The following is a 20,157-nucleotide window of genomic DNA, read 5'->3' as shown; positions in this document are numbered from 1 at the left end:
AAGTCCTGGAAACCTGGTCTGGTGCGGTCTCGAACTAGCGGGGCCGCAAAATGGGTTCGCCACGAACATGGCGACCGGTCAGGCGCGACGCCGCGCCCGGACCGGGGCGCGACAATAGCGTTTTGTTACCCCGAAACAACCTCTTGCCCCCAGCCTTTTGCATTCAGGACGATCCGCGAGCGGGATCGATGAGCTAGCAAGAAACACATTGAAATCAAACGGATACAACCGCTCTTCAAACCATCGCCGCAAACGGCTCGCGTCCCGTCCCAGGCAGTCGAGCCGGAAATGCCCAGCTATTTGCGCTTCTTCCTGTCCTGAAGTGCCTTGAGCGCTGCGAACGGATGGTCCTCCGGATCGGGAGCGATGACCTCCGCCTCAAACACGGCCCCCTCCTTGCGCGGATAGGGATCGATCGCCAGGAACAGCGCGTCAGTGGCAAGACGGCCGAGGTCGATGATGCCGTTGACGATCGCCTCCGGAGGGTCGGCGACATCAGGCGGCCCCTCACCGTCCTGCCCCTCCTCGATCAGGTCGGCCAGGCGGCGCGCCTCGGCCTCGGGCGCGAACATCAGGTCCACCTCCTCCTCGATCTCGCTCTCAATCGGATCGAGCGTGACAACGCAGGTCTGGCCGATCCGGCCGCGGACCAGTCCCGTGACCTGGACCCGCCCGCCGCTTTTCGGCACGACATCGAAGGTGGCTTGGGCGGACAGGACCTCCCGCAGGCCGGCGATTTCGGCCATGGCCTGCCGTTCGGCCGCGGAGGCCTCGAGTTCGCGATGCAGACCAGTGTCGGGGATCTGCGCCACGATGACGGACGCCCGCCAGGGATCGGGCCCGGATCCGGTCGTTGGTCGGCTCATCGCGTCACATCCTCTGGGAGGGCCGGAGGAAACCTAAAGGACGCGCGCAAGAGCGCGGCCTCATCGGCCCGGCCGAGATCGGCTTCCGTGGCCCGGGCATAGGCCGCGAGCCTCTGCGCCTGATCCATGCCGGTCCCGTTCAAGATATTCTTGCAGATCGCCGACGCCAGCGCCTCGCCGCCGCCTTCCAAGGCCTGGTCATAAGCCTGGACGCGACCGTAAAAGGCCTCGCCGAACGCCCGCATCCGCTTCGGCACGGTCTGGTCGCCCACGCCCATCTCGCGCAGATTGTCGTCCATGTCCTCGCAGAAGCGGTCGAACAGCGCCTGAGACAGTTCCGTGGCGCCCTGGGCGGTACGCAGGCGGCGCAGCAGCAGCCAGAGATGCAGCAGCAACAGGTCGAAACGCCCGTTAACCGTATCCGGCACGCCCAAGTCACGGTAAAATATGGGTTCTCGCGCCTGCGTCACGATCATGCCATAGATGGCCTCAATGGTGCCGCGCGGGGCTAGCCGGGGTTTTCTGAAGTGATTGAACGGCCAAAGCATTGTGGTTTCCGCAAGCGGGCGCGCGCGTGTTGCATTCAGAGCCTCCGCCCGGTACTTCAGCGCCTCGCGCGACGCAAGGGGACGGAATCAGTTCCGCAATGACGATAACGAACCAGACCAGCCTGCGCGCTGACAAGCGGCGCGGCCTTCATGCACGCTGGCGCAGCTTGCGCATGCTCGCGGCCGCGACCCTCGTCGGTGCAGCGCTTGCGGGCTGCACCGGTGAGCAATTCCAGAAGGGTTACATCCTGCCGCCCGGCGCGCTGGAGCAGATTCCGATCGGTGCAAGCCAGGACCAGGTGCTGATCGTGATGGGTACGCCCTCCACCGTCGCAACCCTCGACGGCGAGGTGTTCTACTACATCTCGCAGCGCTCGGAGCGGATGGTCGCCTTCATGAACCAGAAGGTGGTCGACCAGCGTGTGATCGCGATCTATTTCGACAAGAACCGGCGCGTGCGCCGGCTGGCGAATTACGGCCTCCAGGACGGCAAGATCTTCGACTTCATCAGCCGCACCACGCCGACGTCGGGCCAGGAGATGAGCTACCTCACGCCGCTGTTCAAGCTGCTCAGCTTTAACTGAGCATTCAGCCTGCGGCGTCGTGCCGCCCTCCGCGCGGCCCTTGGCCCTGCGTGCGGCTTGCCGTCACGTGCCGGGTTCCCTACGCTCCCTGCAAAACAAGAAGCAGGGAGTGGATTCGTGCCCAAGAAATTTCTGTCCCGTCGTCATGTGCTCGCTGGCGCTGCCGGTCTCTCGGCCGCAGCGATCCTGCCACGCTCAAGCCTGGCCGACTGGAAGCCTACCGAGAACGTTCGCCTCGTTGTGCCGGCGGCAGCCGGCGGCTCGACCGACGTCATGGGCCGGCTCCTGGCCGCCCATCTGCAAACCGCCTGGGGTCAGTCGGCCGTCGTGGAAAACCGCTCGGGCGGCGGCGGCACGATCGGCACGGCCGAGGTGGTCCGCGCCAAGCCTGATGGTCACACCATCCTGGTCGGCAATCCGGGGCCGAACGCGATCGCCTACAGCATCTTCAAGAACCTCACCTACAAGCCGGACCAGCTTCAGCCGGTCTCCAACATGATACGGATTCCGAACATCGTCTCGGCGCATCCGAAGACCGGCATCAAGTCGATCGCCGAGCTGATCGCATACCTGAAAGCCAATCCGGACAAGCTCAGCTACGCCTCCTCCGGCGTCGGCCAGAGCCCTCACCTCACCGGCGCCTGGTTTCTCCAGCTCACCGGGCTGAAGATGACCCACATTCCGTTCCGCGGCGCCGGCCCCGCACTTCAGGCCGCGCTCGCCGGCGACATCCAGATCCTGTTCGACAATCTCTATCCGAGCCTGCCGCAGGTGCAGAACGGCACGCTCAATGGCCTCTGCGTCACCACGACCGAGCGCAGCGAGCTCGCGCCGAACCTGCCGACCATGCGCGAGAGCGCGCCGGAGCTGGCGAACTTCGACGTATCGTCGTGGTTCTCCGTCTTCCTGCCGAAGGGGGTCTCACCCGAGGTGCTGAACGCGCTCAATCTCCAGGTCAAGGCGATGCTCGAGCGCGACGATGTCAAGAAGAACATAGCCGCCATGGGCGCCCGCGCCGATTACGGCACGCCCGAGCAGTTCTCCGCCTTCGTGGACGCCGAGACGAAGAAGTTCGCCGGCATCATCCAGAAGGAAGGCCTGCAGATGGACGTGCAATAGCCATCGCCCCCGTCATTGCGAGCGTAGCGAAGCAATCCAGAATCTTTCCGCAGAGAGACCCTGGATTGCTTCGTCGCAAGAGCTCCTCGCAATGACGAGGTGAGAGCGTTTAATCCAGTCAAACAAAAACCCCGCGGCTCCGCCGCGGGGTTTGTCTTGTGTCGTCGACGCTGCTCAGTGCGCCAGGATCGCCAGCAGCAGCAAGGCCACGATGTTGGTGATCTTGATCATCGGGTTCACCGCGGGGCCGGCCGTGTCCTTGTAGGGATCGCCGACGGTGTCGCCGGTCACCGCCGATTTGTGCGCGTCACTGCCCTTACCGCCGAAGTGACCGTCCTCGATGTACTTCTTGGCGTTGTCCCAGGCGCCGCCGCCCGAGGTCATGGAGATCGCGACGAACAGGCCCGTCACGATCACGCCGAGCAGCATCGCGCCCACCGCGGAGAACGCCGCCGACTTGCCGGCTACCCCGCCACCCGCGATCGCATAGATCAAGAAGTAGACGACGATGGGCGACAGCACCGGAAGCAGCGAGGGGATGATCATCTCCTTGATCGCCGCACGGGTGAGCAGGTCGACCGCCTTGCCGTAATCAGGCTTGTCGGTGCCCTGCATGATGCCCGGCTTCTCGCGGAACTGACGCCGCACCTCCTCGACGATCGCGCCGGCGGCGCGGCCGACGGCGGTCATGCCCATCGCGCCGAACAGATACGGCAACAGGCCGCCGAACAAGAGGCCCACGACCACGTAGGGGTTGTTGAGCGAGAAGTCCGGATTGACGCCGGCGAAGTAGGGATGGTGCGCGGAGTCCGCAACGAAGAACTTGAGGTCCTGGTTGTAGGCCGCGAACAGCACGAGGGCGCCGAGACCGGCCGAGCCGATCGCGTAGCCCTTGGTCACCGCCTTGGTGGTGTTGCCGACCGCGTCGAGTGCGTCGGTCGACTTGCGCACCTCCTTCGGCAGTCCCGCCATCTCGGCAATGCCACCGGCATTGTCGGTGACGGGGCCGAAGGCGTCGAGCGCGACGACCATGCCGGCCAGCGCCAGCATGGTGGCGGTCGCGATCGCGATGCCGAACAGCCCGGCGAGGCTGTAGGTGACCAGGATGCCGGCGATGATGACGATCGCAGGCAGCGCGGTCGCTTCCATCGAGACGGCGAGCCCCTGGATCACGTTGGTGCCGTGACCGGTCACAGAAGCCTGGGCGATCGACTTCACCGGACGGTAGTCGGTGCCGGTGTAGTACTCGGTGATCCAGATGATCAGCGCGGTGACGATGAGACCGACCACGCCGCACTCGAACAGCGCCATGCCGGTGTAGTCGACGCCATCGAGCTTGCCGAAGCCGATCAGGTAGTAGATCACCAGCGCGATGCCGATCAGCGACAGGATGCCGGTCGCAATCAGGCCCTTGTAGAGCGCGCCCATGATCGACTGGCTCGGCCCGAGCTTGACGAAGAAGGTGCCGATGATCGAGGTGATGATGCAGATTCCGCCGATGGCGAGCGGCAGCGTCATCATGTTGGCGAGGATCGGCGTCTTGGCGAAGAAGATCGCCGCCAGGACCATGGTGGCGACCGCGGTCACCGCGTAGGTCTCGAACAGGTCGGCAGCCATGCCGGCGCAGTCGCCGACATTGTCGCCGACGTTGTCGGCGATGGTGGCCGGGTTGCGTGGATCGTCCTCGGGGATGCCGGCCTCGACCTTGCCGACGAGGTCACCGCCGACATCCGCACCCTTGGTGAAGATGCCGCCGCCGAGACGGGCGAAGATCGAGATCAGCGAGGCGCCAAAGCCGAGCGCCACCATGGCGTCGACCACGGTGCGGCTGTCGGGCGCAAGCTTCAGCGAATGGACCAGGAACCCGAAATAGAGGGTCACGCCAAGCAGCGCGAGACCCGCCACCAGCATGCCGGTGATAGCGCCCGCCTTGAAGGCGAGTTCGAGGCCGCCGGCGAGGGAGGTCGTTGCGGCCTGGGCAGTGCGCACATTGGCGCGGACCGAGACGTTCATGCCGATGAAGCCGGCCGCCCCCGACAGGATGGCGCCGATGGCGAAACCGATCGCGACATAGAGCCCGAGGAAATAGGCAAGCAGCACGAAGATGACGATGCCGACGAGACCGATCGTGGTGTATTGGCGCCGCAAGTAAGCCTGTGCGCCTTCAGCGACTGCGCCTGCAATCTCCTGCATGCGCGGCGTCCCCGCATCCGCGCTCAACACCGAAGACGTCGCCCAAATCGCGTAGACGACGGAAAGCACTCCGCAGAGCACTATCAACCATAATGCTGTCATGTGATTTTTGCCTCAGATCCTTGATGTACGTACCCCCGGCGCCTTTTGTTTTCCGTCACGCGGTGCGGCGCCCTTATGTTGAACAGGGCCGCCCCTTGCACGAAGGTGTGGCCCTAGTCGGTCACAAGCTTGCCAAATTCATTTTGATGGTGCAACGCCGGATGAGGCCGAAACAGCCGATCTCGGCAGGTATTTAGGCCGAGCCTTGAGTGCCTGGGCGCCGGTTTGGAGCCATTCCTAAAAGTGGCTGTACGAAAGGCGCTTCAAAGTCAGTTCCTGCCCCTGCCCGTCCAGGAAGCGCGGCCGCTCATGGCCCGCGACGATCGTGCCGATTGCCGTGACGGCAAGGCCGGCCACCCGGCCCGAGGCAATCAGCGCATCGCTTTGCGCCGGCGGAACGGTGCACAGCACCTCGTAATCGTCGCCACCGGCCAGCAGCGTCTCGACGCAAACAGCGTTGCGGGTGATCAGGCTTGCCGCCGCGGCGGAGAGCGGCACGCTCGACACGTCGACCGTAGCCGAGACCCGTGACGCCGCACAGAGTTTCGTCAGGTCGCCGGCGAGCCCGTCGGAGACATCCATCGCGGCGGTCGCATGGTCGCGCACGGCTGGCGCCAACACGTTGCGCGGCTGCGGAATGCGGTAGCGCGAGACTAGCATCTCCTGCGCCTGCGGGTCGGACGCGATCGCCGCAGCAGCGGCGCCGCCCGTGAGCACATCGAGGCCGAGCGCGGCGTCCCCGATCGTGCCCGTCACCAGAATACGGTCGCCCGGCCGCGCGCCGATACGGCCGACCATCCGTCCCCGCGGCACGCGGCCGAAGGCCGTGATGGAGATCATCTGCGGTCCGGGGGTCGAGACTGTGTCGCCGCCGAGCAGCGGACATAAGAAGGCCTTTGCGTCCTCGCCGAGCGCATCTGCAAACGGCCTGAGCCAGGCATCCTCCCTGTTCCGCAGCGCCAGCGTCAGCACGAAGCCGGCCGGCACCGCGCCCTTGGCCGCGAGATCGGACAGGTTCACCCGCAGCGCCTTGCGCGCAATGGTGTCAGGCGGATCGGTGGCAAGATAGTGCACGCCCTCGACGACGGCGTCGGTGGTGACGACGATGTCCTCGCCGGATGAGGAGAGCACGGCGGCGTCATCGACCAGCCCGAACGCGCCGGGATCGGTCGCCAGCGGCTTGAAATAGCGCGCGATGAGGGAGTCTTCGGCGGATATCTGTTTTTTGTCCTGCGTCACAACAGCAGACCCGTCATCCTGAGGTGCGAGCCCTTGCGAGCCTCGAAGGATGCACGGCCGAGGTCCGACCTCAGCGGCACGCCGCCGCCCTTCAAGGCCTCCGCTTCGCTCCGGCACTTCCACCGACAATGGCTTCGCCATTGCGCGGGGGTAACGGCTACGGCGGAGGTCATCATCTCAGTTTACCCCCGCCCGAACTCGTCGCCGCGAAACTGGCGGCCGATCTGGTCGAGCACCGCATTCACCATGCCGGTCTCCTCGCGATCCACGAAGGCGTTGGCGACGTCGACATATTCGGAGACGACGACACGGCCCGGCACGTCCTTGCGGTGCTCCAATTCGTACGCCCCGGCTCGCAATACCGCACGCAGGATCGCCTCGATCCGCTTCAAGGGCCAGCCCTTCGACAGCGCCTCGTCGATCAGCGGATCGAGCTTCTTCTGGTCGCGCACGACGCCCGAGACCACATCGCGGAAGAATGCGGCCTCCGCCGGCAGGTACGTGTCGCCCTCCACCTCGTTGCCGAGCCAGTGGCTTTCGAACTCGGCGAAGATGTCGTTGATGCCGGCGCCGGCAATGTCCATCTGGTACAGCGCCTGCACGGCCGCAAGCCGCGCCGCACCGCGGCGGTTCGCCTTCTTCTCGGTAGCACCTGCCGGCTTTTTGGTGTTGTCGGCCATGGCTCAGGCCTGCGCCAGGCGGCGTTTGATGCGCAGCATCGCAAGCGCGGCGCGCGCGGCATCGCCGCCCTTGTTGAGCTCGCTGGCGCGTGCCCGCGCCCAGGCCTGCGCCTCCGTGTTGACGGTGAGGATGCCGTTGCCGAGCGGCAGCTTCCGCGCCACCGCAAGGTCCATCAGCGCGCGGGAGGATTCCTGCGAGACGATCTCGAAATGAATGGTGTCACCGCGGATGACGCAGCCGAGCGCGATCACCGCGTCATAGGGCCTGCCGTTCGCCGCGGCCGCATCGATCGCGATGGCGACCGCCGCCGGAATCTCCAGCGCGCCCGGAACCGTGATGACGTCATGCGCCAGACCGGCCGCCTTCAGCTCTGCGACCGCGCCGTCGAGAAGCGCGTCCTGGAGATCATCATAGAACCGCGCCTCGACGATCAGCGCCCGTGCGCCGGAAATGTCGGTCTGGTCCTTCAGGGGGGCGCGCCGCGCGTCTGCCATCATTAAATCCGTTCTACAGTGGTCGGCGCGTTATGTAGTCGCCGACAGAGGGTAAGCCAAGCTAGAACTGTCATTCCGGGATGGCGCACGAGCGCCAGACCCGGAATCTCGAGATTCCGGGTTCGATGCTCCGCATCGCCCCGGAATGACGGCTACGCCGTCATTTCCGTCAGCCGCGCCGCGTAGCGGGCCATCAGGTCGACCTCGATATTGACCTCGTCGCCGGCCTTCCAACCGCCGATCGTTGTCACCGTCAGCGTGTGCGGGATGATCAAGACCGAAAAGGTCACATCCTTCACGGTATTGACCGTCAGCGAGACGCCGTCGAGCGTGATCGAGCCCTTGGTCGCGATGAAGCGCGCCAGCTCGCGCGTCGTCGAGAGCTCGAACCGCGCCATGTCGGGCAGGTCCTCGCGACTGACGAGGGTCGCGACACCATCGGCATGGCCGGCGACAATATGGCCGCCGAGCTCGTCGCCGATTTTCAGCGCCCGCTCGAGATTGAGCCGCGTGCCGATCTTCCAACGCTTTGCGGTCGTCAGCGCCAGGGTCTCTGCCGCCGCATCGATATCGAACCAGGTATTACCTGCCTCGACGCCGGATGCCACCACCGTCAGGCAGACGCCGTTGCAGGCGATCGAGGCGCCGTCGGCAATGGTGGTCTGGTCATAGCGGCAGGCGATGCGCAGCCGGTGCAGCTGCCCCTGCGCCGTCGGCGTGAAGCTGACGATCTCGCCGATATCGGTGACAATGCCGGTGAACATTACGCGCGCTCGTAAACGGTGAGAGTATCCTTGTCGAATGTCTCGCTAGCATGAACCTTGTAGGCCTGCGACTGCGTGATTTTCGACAGGGGCAATGCATCGAGCGCATCGACGCCGCTAGGGCCCACCTCTTCCGCGCCGCGGAACAGCCAGATCTCGTCGACGAGATCGGCCGAGACGAAGGACGCGGCAACACGGCTGCCGCCCTCCACCATCAGCCGCGTGATACCTTTCTCGGCCAGAGCATGCAGCACGGCCGGCAGATCGAGCCCCGATGCACCGCCCTGTGGCACGCGCAACATCTGCGCGCCGGCCGCCCCAAGCCGCGTTGCGGCCGCGGCCTCGGCGAGCTCAGAACTCACCACCCAGAGCGGTGTCTCGCGCGCGGTTTGGACAAGCTTGCTCGCGCCGGGAATGCGCAGGCTCTGATCGAGCACCACGCGCACCGGCGAGCGCGTCGTCATGCCCGGCAGGCGGCAAGTGAGAAGCGGATCGTCCGCCAGCACGGTGCCGATGCCGACCAGGATGGCGTCGCTCTGCGCGCGTAACAGGTGCACGCGATCGCGCACCGCCTCGCCCGTGATCGCGACCGGCTTGCCGCCGGCCGCGCCGATCTTGCCGTCAGGCGAGATCGCAAGCTTCAGGATCACATGCGGGCGCTTGTCCTGGATGCGACGGAAATGTCCGGCATGATCGAATGCGGCCTCTGCCGCGCACAGACCGACGTCCACCGTGATGCCGGCAGCGCGCAGGCGCGCATGGCCCTGGCCGGCGACATCAGGATTGGGATCCTCGATCGCCGCCACCACCCGCTTGATGCCGGCGGCGATCACCGCATCGGCGCAAGGCGGCGACTTGCCGAAATGCGAGCACGGCTCCAAGGTGACATAGAGCGTGGCGCCCCGCGCCGCCTCGCCGGCCCGCCGCAACGCCTCGGGCTCGCCATGTGGCCGTCCTCCGGGCTGCGTCCAGCCGCGGCCGACGATGACGCCGTCCTTGACGATAACAGCACCGACGGCCGGATTGGGCCAGGTGCGCCCCTGCCCACGGCGCCCGAGCGCCAGCGCAAGCTGCATGAAGCGGAGATCGGCGTCCTTGGCCTCGCGGGCCTTGTGCGCAAACTGATCTTCCAGGATGCGGAAGATCATTTGCGGATCGCGGCGAGCCGCGCTTCCTCCTCACCGGAGAGCTCGCCGAGCACGTCGGCAAAATCCTTGGCCTCGCGGAAATTGCGGTAGACGGAGGCGAAGCGCACATAGGCGACGTCGTCGAGCGTGCGCAGATGCTCCATCACGGTCTCGCCGATCACCTCGGACGAGATCTCGGCTTCGCCCCCGGTCTCGAGCTCGCGCACGATGGTGGAGACCATCTTCTCCACCCTTTCAGGCTCGACCTGCCGCTTGCGCAAGGAGATCGACACCGAGCGCATCAGCTTGTCGCGGTCGAACGGCACGCGGCGGCCGTTGCGCTTGATCACCGTGAGCTCGCGCAGCTGCACGCGTTCGAAGGTGGTGAAGCGGAATTCGCAGGCGACGCACACGCGCCGCCTGCGGATGACGGATGAATCCTCGGTCGGACGCGAGTCCTTTACCTGCGTATCGAGACTGTTGCAGTTCGGGCAGCGCATCCGCTTGACCTAGCCTTACTGATAGATCGGGAACCGATCGGTGAGCGCCTTGACCCGCTCCTTGATCGCGGCCTCGACCAGCGGCGCCTTGCCGTCGTCGGACTGCGCGATCGCGTTGAGGACCTCGGCGATCATGCCGGCGACCTGCTGGAATTCGGCGACGCCAAAACCGCGGGTCGTCGCAGCGGGCGTGCCGAGGCGCAGGCCCGAGGTGACGAACGGCTTTTCGGGGTCGAACGGAATGCCGTTCTTGTTGCAGGTGATGGCGGCGCGGACCAGCGCCTTCTCCGAGACATTGCCCTTCAGGCCCTTCGGCCTGAGGTCGACGAGCATCAGATGGTTATCGGTGCCGCCCGAGACAATGTCGAAGCCGTGGCTCTTCATCGCCTCGGCCAGCGCCTTGGCGTTCTCGACGACGTTCTTCGCATAGACCTTGAAGTCCGGACGCAGCGCCTCGCCGAAGGCGACCGCCTTCGCCGCGATCACGTGCATCAGGGGGCCGCCCTGCAGGCCCGGGAAGATCGCCGAGTTGAGCTTCTTGGCGAGCACCTCGTCGTTCGAGAGGATCAGGCCGCCGCGCGGACCACGCAGCGACTTGTGCGTCGTCGTGGTGGTGACGTGGGCATAGGGCACGGGCGAGGCATGCACGCCGCCGGCAACGAGGCCCGCGAAATGCGCCATGTCGACCAGCAGATACGCGCCGACGCTGTCCGCGATCTCGCGGAAGCGCTTGAAGTCCCAAGCGCGCGAATAGGCCGAGCCGCCGGCGACGATCAGCTTCGGCTTGACTTCCTCGGCCTGCTTGGCGACCGCGTCCATGTCGATGATCTGGTCCTCTCGGCGCACGGTGTAGTGCGCGGCCTTGAACCACTTGCCGCTCATGTTGACGGGGGAGCCGTGGGTGAGATGGCCGCCGGCCGCAAGGTCGAGGCCCATGAAGGTGTCGCCGGGCTGGAGCAGCGCCAGGAACACCGCCTGGTTCATCTGGCTGCCGGAATTGGGCTGCACGTTGGCGAAATTGGCGCCGAACAGCTTCTTGGCGCGATCGATCGCAAGGTTCTCGGCGACGTCGACCCACTCACAACCGCCGTAATAGCGCGCGCCCGGATAACCCTCCGCGTACTTGTTGGTCATGACCGAACCCTGCGCTTCCAGCACGGCCCGGCTGACGATGTTCTCGGAGGCGATCAGCTCGACCTCATGGCGCTGCCGGCCGAGTTCGCCCTTGATGGCGGCGGCGATTTCCGGATCGGCCTGCTCGAGCGAGGCGGTGAAAAACGAATCGGGCGCGGAGGCGGTCTTGGCTGAGGGCATCTTGCGAATATCTCCACCGCCGCAGCCTTTTGGCGGGCTACGGGCGGTCTGGTGTGGCGATCGGAAGCGGCGAGCGCGATCTACCACATCGCCCGCAACAGGCCAAGCATTTGCGGGTCGGGCCTGAGATTTGTGCAAGATATGGTGGGGATCGGCGGATTTCGGTCCTGGAGCGGTTCTATGGAACCGCTCCTCTGCGAATACCGGATCAGGGACGCCAGGGGGCCTCACCTTGCGACAAGAGCCGCGGCCCCGGCCAGCGTCGTCTCACAGGCCGGTGTACCCCGCCTTCACGGGGTCCACGCTGCCGTCCAGCTGGCGCAGATAGGTCAGGCCGCACACGGTCAACCGGTGGGGGTCCCTCTCACCGGCCTCCATCAGGGTATTGAGGTAGTTCGTGACCTTGACACGCGCCTCCTCGCTGGCCGCCGCAGTGCGGTTGGCGAGCAGGTCATAGGTCTGCATGATGCGGTCGATGGCGGCTTCCATGGCACCCTCTGGTTCTCTGCAATTTTCGGAGTCTTGATCAGGCAATCGCGCGGGCCTCGGACTGCGCCTCGAACCACGTGATCGCCTTGTTGGCGAGTCGGATCTTGTTGAATTCGCCGTGCTGCAGCAGCTTGATGATGATCCCGAGCAGGCGCTCGTCGGTGACGAGAGAGTCCGGGATCGCGCCGGAGCGGCGAAGGTAATTCGCGGCGATGGCATAGGCCTCGCTCACGAGTTCCACATTCATCGCCTGAAGCCCGCGCTCGACCAGCATCGACATCCCTCCGATCCGAGGGAGATAAGCGCCGGGCCCGGAGCTGGTTCCCTGGAACCAGCTATTTTTTCGCAGGTGCAAAAAAGCAAAACGCACCGGTCCGGACGGAATCCGGGCCGGCGCGCTTGGGGAAGTCAGGCACGTTCGGGAAGCCTGCCGGTCTTGTTGGGGGCCGGCTTGGCCTTGATACCCAAAGAAAACTCAGAGCCGATACAGGATCTGGTCGGTCCAGAAGCGCTCGAGGCGGTGCAGCGACTTGTTGAGGGTCGAGAACTCCTCGCCGGAGATGCCGCCGACCTGCTCCACCGTCTTGACGTGCTTCTGGTAGAGCGCATCGACGATGCGGCGGACTTCCTGGCCCTGCGGGGTCAGGCGGATGCGCACCGAGCGGCGATCAACGCGCGAGCGCTGATGATCGAGGAAGCCGAGCTCGACGAGCTTCTTCAGATTGTAGGAGACGTTGGAGCCGAGATAGTAACCGCGCGTGCGCAGCTCGCCCGCGGTCAGCTCCTTGTCGCCGATGTTGTAGAGCAAGAGCGCCTGGACCGAGTTGATGTCCGCACGGCCGCGGCGATCGAATTCATCCTTGATCACGTCGAGGAGCCGGCGATGCAGCCGCTCCACCAGAGTCAAAGCTTCCAGATAGAGCGACTGCACCGAACCCTGCTGGCCGGACACGCGCTCTGCGGTATCTGCCGCAGTTGCGACGGCTTTCATCATGACACTTCCCCTGTTGTCGTTTTTATCGACACTTATTCGACGAAACTTGTGTCCCGTCTGATAGGTGCAACTTAAGGGGCTCGTTTGAAGATCGGCTTAAATAAGAGAATAAAGAGATCATGAATTTAAGACAGTGAATTGCGGATTAAGCCTGTGTCACAAGGACTTTTCGCAACCCTCTGTTGACCTTCGCAAGGTCCTGTTCACCCTCCGTCCGCCCCTGTTGTCGCATTCCAGAACAGCCCCGCCCCGTTTCGAAACGGGCGCGTAACAGCTGTGGCAGAACAGGCTGGTCAACGAAAACTTACCTCAAATTTTAGGCAACCAACGGTCAACCAAGCGCGAACAACCCCGCGCTCGTGTCCCGGGCAAGCGAAGCGCAGAGCCGGGACCCAGATGTTTCAAAGCGAGATCTTGGAAAGATGGGCCCCGGCTCTGCAGCGCACCGCTGAAGTAGCGCTGCGCTGCGTCCGGGCCACGAGAGCGTTGTTGACCGCGACGTCGCCTACGGCGGTCGTTCCCGTGCGGCCATCCAGGCGAGCGCGAGATAGGCGGCGAGCATGAAGGCTTCGACGCCGACCACGATCAGGCTGCCGCCGTAGATGCCCGGGAACATCAGCTCGATCACCGCCATCGACACCACGGTCGTCAGCCACACCACCGCGCCCCAAGGCGTGGCCAGCCAGAGACCGACGGCCGCGACAAGCTCGATCACGGCGAAATAGACGGTCGCCGCCTGCCAGGCCATCGACTGGTTCTCGAACGCCTCGTCCTCGCCGCCGACGAAGCCCGTCACCTGCGCCCAGTGATAGAGACCCTTCAGGATCGAGAGCAGCGCCATGACCCGCAGGAACAGCACGAGCCGGCGCGTCCAGACATTGTCATCGGACTCGGAGCGCTCCGACGAGATCGCCGCCACCGACATCGCGCCATCCCGGGCGCTGTCTCTGGCATTGTCCCTGGCGCTGTCGCGGGCCGCATCGCGGGTGGAAATCTCGGACATGGCCTCTTCTGGCTGCTTCGCCTCGCAAAATCAATCGGCTGCCCAAGTCAGCTCAATTCTGCCTTGCGGCGGGTCAAGCCGCGGTGGCAGGAACCATGCGAGCTGGTATAAGAATAATTCCAGCCGGAGGAAGAATGATGGCGATCAAATACGGACGTCCGATCGAACTGCGCGAGGTTTCGCGCCGGGATGGCGCCAGCGCCTCCCCTGCCCTCGATCTGACCGTCCGTCCGCGCCGCAACCGCAAGGCCGAGTGGGCCCGGCGCATGGTGCGCGAGAACGTTCTCACGACGGACGATCTGATCTGGCCGCTGTTTCTGATCGACGGCACCAACAAGCGCGAGCAGATCGCCTCGATGCCTGGCGTCGACCGCCTCAGTGTCGACCAGGCGGTGCGTGAGGCCGAGCGCGCCATGAAGCTGACCATCCCCTGCATCGCGCTGTTTCCTTACACCGACCCGTCCCTGCGCGACGATGAAGGCTCGGAAGCCACCAACCCGAACAATCTGGTCTGCCAGGCGGTGCGCGCGATCAAGAAGGAGTTTCCGGAGATCGGCATTCTCTGCGACGTCGCGCTCGATCCCTTCACCAGCCACGGCCATGACGGCCTGATCTCCGACGGCAGGATCCTGAACGACGAGACGGTCGCGGTGCTAGTGCGCCAGGCGCTGGTGCAAGCCGAAGCTGGCTGCGACATCATCGCGCCCTCCGACATGATGGACGGCCGCGTCGCTGCGATCCGCGAAGGCCTGGACCATGCAGGGCTGCTCGACGTGCAGATCATGGCCTATGCCGCAAAATACGCCTCCGCCTTCTACGGCCCGTTCCGCGACGCCATCGGCTCGGCCAAGACGCTCACCGGCGACAAGCGCACCTACCAGATGGATAGCGCCAATACCGATGAAGCACTGCGCGAGGTCGAGCTCGACATTGCCGAAGGCGCCGACATGGTGATGGTGAAGCCCGGCATGCCCTATCTCGACGTGGTGCGCCGCGTGAAGGATACTTTTGCGATGCCGACCTTCGCCTACCAGGTCTCCGGCGAATACGCGATGATCGCAGCCGCCGCCAACAACGGCTGGCTCGACGGCGACCGCGCCATGATGGAGAGCCTGCTCGCCTTCAAGCGCGCCGGCGCCGACGGCGTGCTAAGCTACTTTGCGCCGAAGGCCGCGGAGAAGCTGCGGGCACAGGGGTAAGATCTCGCTGTATTCTCGATGTTGTCCCGGCGAAAGCCAGGACCCCTACCCACCGGCTTCCGTTTGACGAAGACTCGTGGTGGGCATTTCGCCGCATCACTCCTGCATGGATGGGTCCTGGCTTTCGCCCGGACGACACCGGGATCAATAACTCGCCGCTTCCAAAACCATAGCCCCCGAATCGCCGGAATATTTCGGCTTGTTGACGTCAGCGCCCTTGGCATGTCGACGGCCTGTTCCCATGTCCTGCCACGGGGGTTCGCTGGGAGAAAACGGACATGTCGGACTCGGGCAATTCAGGCACTTGGCGCAACGACGGCGGGTCGCAGCCGCATGCCTACGACCCCTATCTGCATCCGGAACTGTTCCGCGGCGTAGCGACGCGGCGGGTGTTCGCCTTCCTGATCGACATGGTCGTGATCTCGGTGCCGGTGATCCTCGGCTACATCTTCATCGCCCTGTTCGGCGTGGTCACGCTCGGCATTGGCTGGGCGCTGTTCTGGATCGCCTGGCCGGCCTCCGTGGTCTGGGCCATCGTCTATTACGGCGCCTGCATCGGCGGTCCGTCCTCCGCGACGATCGGCATGCGAGTGATGGATCTGGAACTGCGCACCTGGTACGGGGCATCAGGCTACTTCGTGCTCGGCGCCACCCATGCGGTGCTGTTCTGGGTGACGGTTTCGTTCCTGTCGCCCTTCGTGGTGTTGGTCGGCCTGTTCAACGGCCGCCGTCGCCTGCTGCACGATTTCGTGCTGGGAACGGTCATCATCAACAATTCGGTTCGCGTACCTGCGCCCAGGCCGCAAGGACCTACTGAGAACCTGGTGATCAAGAACCTATCAACCTGGATCACCTAAGCTGGCTGATCTGATCTGCCGAGCAGGCCAATTGACCGGGGGCTTCCGTAGCGCGATGCTGATACACACTTCGGAGGCCCACGACGTCCCTTGACCCAGCACTCGCGCGACACCCCACAATTTTACCTCACGGCGCCCTCCCCGTGCCCGTATCTTCCGGGCCGGCATGAGCGCAAGGTGTTTACGCACCTCGTGGGTGAGCGCGCCGGTGATCTCAACGACCTCCTGACCCATGGCGGGTTCCGCCGCAGCCAATCGATCGCCTACCGCCCCGCCTGCGACCAATGCCGCGCCTGCGTCTCGGTCCGGGTGGTCGCCAACGAGTTCCGGCCCTCCCGCAACTTCCGCAAGGTGATGGCGCGCAATGCCGACATCGTCGGCGAGCAGCGCAGCGCGGTGCCGACCTCCGAGCAATATTCGGTATTCCGCGCCTATCTCGACGCCCGCCACCGCCATGGCGGCATGGCCGACATGACGGTGCTCGACTACGCCATGATGGTCGAGGACAGCCATGTCGAGACCCGCATCATCGAGTACCGCAAGCGCGGCCCCGACAGCGGCATCACCGGTCGCGGCGAGGAGTTGATCGCGGTGGCACTCACCGACGTGCTCAGCGACGGCCTGTCGATGGTCTACTCGTTCTTCGAGCCGAGCCAGGTCAGCCGCTCGATGGGCACCTTCATGATCCTCGACCACATCGCCCGCGCCCGCCGGCAGGGCCTGCCTTACGTCTATCTCGGCTACTGGATCGAGGGCTCCAAGAAGATGGACTACAAGGCCCGCTTCCTGCCGCAGCAGCGCCTCGCGCCCTCCGGCTGGCTGCGCATCGACGCGCAGGGGGATTCGGTGTCCGAGCCGCAGGATTGACGGGCACAGTAGTCTCGCCTGCGTCGTCGCAACGCAATAGGCACGAATGGATACGGAGGTATCCTTGTCGAGTCATACCTACGATTTGATCGCCCGTGCGATCATTGAACGACTTCAGGTCCACTGCGTCTATCAGACTTACCCGCGCGCAATCTGCCCAGCGCTGTTGGGGCATACGAACGGCGAGGAATATACGCTCGCTTTCCAGTTCGCTGGCGATTCCAGCAAGGGCCTCCCTCGCACAGGCGAGTGGAAATGCCTAAAGATCGCCGAGATAAGCAACGTCGAGCTCCGCACTGGAGAGTGGCACGCGGGCTCGAGCCATCGCGAACGTCAGCAATGTGTGAAAGACGTCGATCTCGACGTCAATCCGCTCAGCCCCTACGAGCCGCGACGTCGTCAAGGGCACTGATCGCTCTCACCCGAACAGCGTATCGGCCAGCAGCTTTACGTTCAAAATCACGATGACGCCCGCGACGATCCACGCGATCGCGGCAACCGACACTGGAATCGCGAACTGCCCCATTTTGCGGCGGTCCGAGACGAAGCGCACCAGCGGGATGACCGCGAAGGGCAGCTGCATCGACAGCACGACCTGGCTGAATACCAGGAGATCGGCCGTGCCGCGCTCGCCATAGATCGCGGTGACGATGATCACTGGGATGATGGCGATGCCGCGCGTCAAGAGGCGGCGCGCCCAGCTCGGCAGGCGCAGGTCGAGGAAACCTTCCATGACGATCTGGCCGGCGAGCGTCGCCGTCACCGTCGAGTTCAGGCCGGAGGCAAGCAGCGCCACCGCGAACAGCGTCGAGGCGATGCCGAGGCCGAGCAGCGGCGACAGCAGCTCGAAGGCCTGCCCGATCTCTGCGACGTCGGAATGCCCGCTCTTGTGGAAGGTCGCGGCGGCGACGACGAGGATCGCGGCGTTGATGAACAGCGCGAGCATCAGGGCAATGGTCGAGTCCGTCGTTGCCCATTTGATCGCTTCGCGCCGGCCGGCATCGTTGCGCTCGTAAGCGCGGGTCTGCACGATCGAGGAGTGCAGATAGAGATTATGCGGCATCACAGTCGCACCGATGATGCCGATCGCAATGTAGAGCATCGCCGAGTTGGTGAAGATCTCGCTCTTCGGCACGAAGCCATGCAGGACCTCCGCCACCGGCGGGGCCGCAGCCACGATCTGAACCGCGAAGCAAACCGCGATCACCGCCAGCAGCGCAATGACGAACGCCTCCAGGAAACGGAAGCCACGGTTCATCAGGATGAGCAGCAGGAAGGCGTCGAGCGCGGCGAGCAGCGCGCCGCCGATCAGGGGAATGCCGAACAGGAGCTTGAGCGCGATTGCGGTGCCGATCACCTCGGCGAGATCGCAGGCGATGATCGCCGCCTCGCAGGCGAGCCAGAGCAGGAAGTTCACCGGCGGCGAATAGGTGGCGCGGCAGGCCTGCGCGAGGTCGCGGTCGGTGACGATGCCGAGCCGAGCCGCCAGCGACTGCAGCAGGATCGCCATCAAATTCGAGAGCAGAATGACGGACAGCAGCGTGTAGCCGAACTTCGACCCGCCGGCGAGGTCGGTCGCCCAATTGCCGGGGTCCATGTAGCCGACCGAGACGAGATAGCCCGGCCCGACGAAGGCCAGCAACCGCCGCCACCAAAGGCCGGTGGCCGGGATCGCGACGGTGGAATTGACCTCGGCCAGGCTCTTGGTGGTGGGCGCATCAGTGCGCCAGCCGGCGGCGTCGGGCGTCAGGTCGGGTGATCGGGCATCCATGCCGGCAGAATATCCAAGTTCGCTCTTATTGCAACTCATTTGCAACTGCATCTAGCCGCACCAGTTCCCGGCGTGGACCTGACGGACTCGCCTCTTGTCGGGAAGCGGGTGGGTTCGGTGGTCCCGGGAGGCGAACATCGGCGCAAATCCGCCTTTGCAGGATATGAGCCATGTCAACGACCCCTCGCCTCCCTGACACCTTCAATCGCCTCGCCTGGTCGAACCTCGCGGCGCAATCGGCCGAGCAGATCGCGCTGGCCGCAGCGCCCATCGTCGCCGTGCTGACGCTGGGGGTCGCCGAAGGCCAGACCGGCCTGCTCCAGACCGCCCTCACCCTGCCCTTCGTCCTATTCGCCATTCCCGCTGGCGTGCTCGCCGACCGCATCTCTCGCCGCTGGCTGATGGCGGGAGCCGAGGCGTTGCGGGCCGCCGCACTCGCGGCCATCGTGCTCCTGCTGGTGCTCGGCGCCCTCAATCTGCCGCTGCTGGCGCTGCTCGGCTTCGCTGCCGTGTGCGGCACCGTCGTCTACAGCGTCGCCGCGCCGGCGCTGGTGCCCTCCCTGGTCAGCTCGGACCTGTTGCCGGCGGCGAATGCGCGGATCGAGCTCGCGCGCACGATCGCTTTTGCGAGCGGGCCCGCGCTCGGCGGCGCGCTGGTGGGATGGTGGGGCGCAAGCCCGGCCTTCGGCTTTGCCGCCGCGCTTTCGGCCGTCGCGGTGGTGCTGCTCTCCGGCATCTACGAGCCTGCCCGCGCGCCGGCGCCGCGGCGTCATCCGTTCCAGGACATCCGCGAGGGCGCGGCCTTTGTGTTTCACCATCCGCTGCTGCGGCCGGTGTTCATCACCCAGTTCATCTTCAACACCGGATGGTTCTTGCAGATCGCGGTGTTCGTGCCCTACGCCGTGCGCCATCTCGGCCTGACTGCCGCCGGCGTCGGCACCGTGCTGACCATGTACGGCGTCGGCATGGTGATCGGCGCGCTCTTCGCCACGCGCGTGATGCAGCGCATCGCGTTCGGCACCGTCGTCGGCCTCGGCCCGGTCACCGGCTTCGTCGCCGCATTGGTGATGGCACTGACGGTGCTGATCCCCTCGCCCTGGCTTGCAGGCTTGAGCTTCTTCCTGCTCGGCGTCGGGCCGATCCTGTGGGTGATCTCGACCACGACCCTGCGCCAGTCGGTGACACCGCCGCGGCTTCTGGGCCGCGTCTCCGCCATCAACATCATGAGCTACGGCGCCCGCCCGCTCGGCTCGGCGCTGGGCGCGATCGTCGGCGGGTTTTGGAGCGCGGAAGCGTGCCTGTATCTGGCGGCCGCCGTGTTCGGCGTGCAGGCGCTGGTGATCCTGCTGTCACCGGCGGTGGCGCTGGATCGGCAGCCGGACATGGTGGGAGATGAGGCGGCGGCGCGGTGCTAGCCACACCGTCATTGCGAGCGAAGCGAAGCAA

The 20,157-nt window shown here is 65.1% G+C and carries 22 protein-coding genes; 7 read left to right on the top strand and 15 right to left on the bottom strand.

Annotated elements, in window-relative coordinates:
- Positions 1-296: 296 nt before the first annotated feature.
- Positions 297-866 (bottom strand): DUF177 domain-containing protein, encoded by a 570-nt coding sequence (locus NLM27_RS10790; RefSeq protein WP_254143289.1) that lies wholly within the window; start codon positions 864-866, stop codon positions 297-299.
- Positions 863-1,414 carry a ubiquinol-cytochrome C chaperone family protein gene (locus NLM27_RS10785; protein WP_254143288.1) on the bottom strand — a complete coding sequence of 184 codons (552 nt, stop codon included), beginning with the start codon at positions 1,412-1,414 and terminating at the stop codon, positions 863-865. The genes NLM27_RS10790 and NLM27_RS10785 overlap by 4 nt, the downstream gene beginning before the upstream one ends.
- 98 nt (positions 1,415-1,512) lie before the next feature.
- Between NLM27_RS10785 and NLM27_RS10780 the strand changes: the two genes are divergently transcribed.
- Both NLM27_RS10780 and NLM27_RS10775 read left to right on the top strand, forming a co-directional pair.
- A complete protein-coding gene (locus NLM27_RS10780; protein WP_254143287.1) occupies positions 1,513-1,998 on the top strand; it encodes an outer membrane protein assembly factor BamE in 486 nt (161 codons plus the stop codon).
- 117 nt (positions 1,999-2,115) lie between these two features.
- Positions 2,116-3,117: a tripartite tricarboxylate transporter substrate binding protein gene (locus NLM27_RS10775; RefSeq protein ID WP_254143286.1), complete on the top strand. Its 1,002-nt coding sequence runs from the start codon at positions 2,116-2,118 to the stop codon at positions 3,115-3,117.
- A 174-nt stretch (positions 3,118-3,291) separates the two neighbouring features.
- Here the strand turns inward: NLM27_RS10775 and NLM27_RS10770 are convergent, their stop codons facing one another.
- From NLM27_RS10770 to NLM27_RS10715, 12 genes are all read right to left on the bottom strand, one after another.
- On the bottom strand, positions 3,292-5,412 hold the full coding sequence (locus NLM27_RS10770; protein ID WP_254143285.1) for a sodium-translocating pyrophosphatase: 2,121 nt from the start codon (positions 5,410-5,412) through the stop codon (positions 3,292-3,294).
- A gap of 237 nt (positions 5,413-5,649) precedes the next feature.
- Complete coding sequence (thiL, locus tag NLM27_RS10765) at positions 5,650-6,651, bottom strand: thiamine-phosphate kinase (RefSeq protein ID WP_254143284.1); 1,002 nt, start codon at positions 6,649-6,651, stop codon at positions 5,650-5,652.
- Between the two features lie 182 nt (positions 6,652-6,833).
- Entirely contained in the window at positions 6,834-7,331 is a 498-nt protein-coding gene (gene nusB, locus NLM27_RS10760; protein ID WP_254143283.1) for a transcription antitermination factor NusB, read from the bottom strand.
- A 3-nt stretch (positions 7,332-7,334) separates the two neighbouring features.
- Positions 7,335-7,826, bottom strand: a complete 492-nt coding sequence (gene ribH / locus NLM27_RS10755) for a 6,7-dimethyl-8-ribityllumazine synthase (RefSeq protein ID WP_254143282.1) — start codon at positions 7,824-7,826, stop codon at positions 7,335-7,337.
- Between the two features lie 152 nt (positions 7,827-7,978).
- On the bottom strand, positions 7,979-8,590 hold the full coding sequence (locus NLM27_RS10750; protein WP_254143281.1) for a riboflavin synthase: 612 nt from the start codon (positions 8,588-8,590) through the stop codon (positions 7,979-7,981).
- Positions 8,590-9,738, bottom strand: a complete 1,149-nt coding sequence (ribD, locus tag NLM27_RS10745; protein ID WP_254143280.1) for a bifunctional diaminohydroxyphosphoribosylaminopyrimidine deaminase/5-amino-6-(5-phosphoribosylamino)uracil reductase RibD — start codon at positions 9,736-9,738, stop codon at positions 8,590-8,592. Before ribD ends, NLM27_RS10750 begins: the two co-directional genes overlap by 1 nt.
- Positions 9,735-10,217, bottom strand: coding sequence for a transcriptional regulator NrdR (gene nrdR / locus NLM27_RS10740; RefSeq protein ID WP_254143279.1), 483 nt, complete (start codon positions 10,215-10,217; stop codon positions 9,735-9,737). Before nrdR ends, ribD begins: the two co-directional genes overlap by 4 nt.
- A gap of 15 nt (positions 10,218-10,232) precedes the next feature.
- Positions 10,233-11,531: a serine hydroxymethyltransferase gene (gene glyA, locus NLM27_RS10735; protein ID WP_254143278.1), complete on the bottom strand. Its 1,299-nt coding sequence runs from the start codon at positions 11,529-11,531 to the stop codon at positions 10,233-10,235.
- Positions 11,532-11,798: 267 nt separating this feature from the next.
- Positions 11,799-12,020, bottom strand: coding sequence for a hypothetical protein (locus NLM27_RS10730; RefSeq protein ID WP_254143277.1), 222 nt, complete (start codon positions 12,018-12,020; stop codon positions 11,799-11,801).
- Positions 12,021-12,057: 37 nt separating this feature from the next.
- Entirely contained in the window at positions 12,058-12,294 is a 237-nt protein-coding gene (locus NLM27_RS10725) for a hypothetical protein (RefSeq protein WP_254148793.1), read from the bottom strand.
- 201 nt (positions 12,295-12,495) lie between these two features.
- The gene (gene ldtR / locus NLM27_RS10720; RefSeq protein WP_018320040.1) at positions 12,496-13,014 is read right to left on the bottom strand and encodes a transcriptional regulator LdtR; all 519 of its coding nucleotides are present in this window, start codon (positions 13,012-13,014) and stop codon (positions 12,496-12,498) included.
- Between the two features lie 505 nt (positions 13,015-13,519).
- A complete protein-coding gene (locus NLM27_RS10715) occupies positions 13,520-14,017 on the bottom strand; it encodes a DUF6163 family protein (protein WP_254143276.1) in 498 nt (165 codons plus the stop codon).
- A gap of 137 nt (positions 14,018-14,154) precedes the next feature.
- Between NLM27_RS10715 and hemB the strand changes: the two genes are divergently transcribed.
- The 4 genes from hemB (at position 14,155) to NLM27_RS10695 (ending at position 17,352) form a co-directional block, all read left to right on the top strand.
- The gene (hemB, locus tag NLM27_RS10710; protein ID WP_254148792.1) at positions 14,155-15,216 is read left to right on the top strand and encodes a porphobilinogen synthase; all 1,062 of its coding nucleotides are present in this window, start codon (positions 14,155-14,157) and stop codon (positions 15,214-15,216) included.
- Between the two features lie 278 nt (positions 15,217-15,494).
- Positions 15,495-16,073 carry an RDD family protein gene (locus tag NLM27_RS10705; protein ID WP_254143275.1) on the top strand — a complete coding sequence of 193 codons (579 nt, stop codon included), beginning with the start codon at positions 15,495-15,497 and terminating at the stop codon, positions 16,071-16,073.
- Between the two features lie 90 nt (positions 16,074-16,163).
- The gene (locus tag NLM27_RS10700) at positions 16,164-16,940 is read left to right on the top strand and encodes an arginyltransferase (RefSeq protein WP_212289205.1); all 777 of its coding nucleotides are present in this window, start codon (positions 16,164-16,166) and stop codon (positions 16,938-16,940) included.
- Between the two features lie 64 nt (positions 16,941-17,004).
- A complete protein-coding gene (locus NLM27_RS10695) occupies positions 17,005-17,352 on the top strand; it encodes a hypothetical protein (RefSeq protein ID WP_254143274.1) in 348 nt (115 codons plus the stop codon).
- 6 nt (positions 17,353-17,358) lie between these two features.
- Here the strand turns inward: NLM27_RS10695 and NLM27_RS10690 are convergent, their stop codons facing one another.
- Positions 17,359-18,711 (bottom strand): Nramp family divalent metal transporter, encoded by a 1,353-nt coding sequence (locus NLM27_RS10690; RefSeq protein WP_254143273.1) that lies wholly within the window; start codon positions 18,709-18,711, stop codon positions 17,359-17,361.
- Between the two features lie 170 nt (positions 18,712-18,881).
- Here NLM27_RS10690 and NLM27_RS10685 point away from each other — a divergent pair, with 170 nt between their 5' ends.
- Positions 18,882-20,126, top strand: a complete 1,245-nt coding sequence (locus tag NLM27_RS10685; protein ID WP_254143272.1) for an MFS transporter — start codon at positions 18,882-18,884, stop codon at positions 20,124-20,126.
- Positions 20,127-20,157 lie beyond the last annotated feature (31 nt).

This window comes from Bradyrhizobium sp. CCGB12 (assembly GCF_024199845.1).
In the GTDB taxonomy this organism is placed as follows: Bacteria; Pseudomonadota; Alphaproteobacteria; order Rhizobiales; family Xanthobacteraceae; genus Bradyrhizobium.
This window is presented reverse-complemented; position numbering and strand designations above follow the sequence as displayed.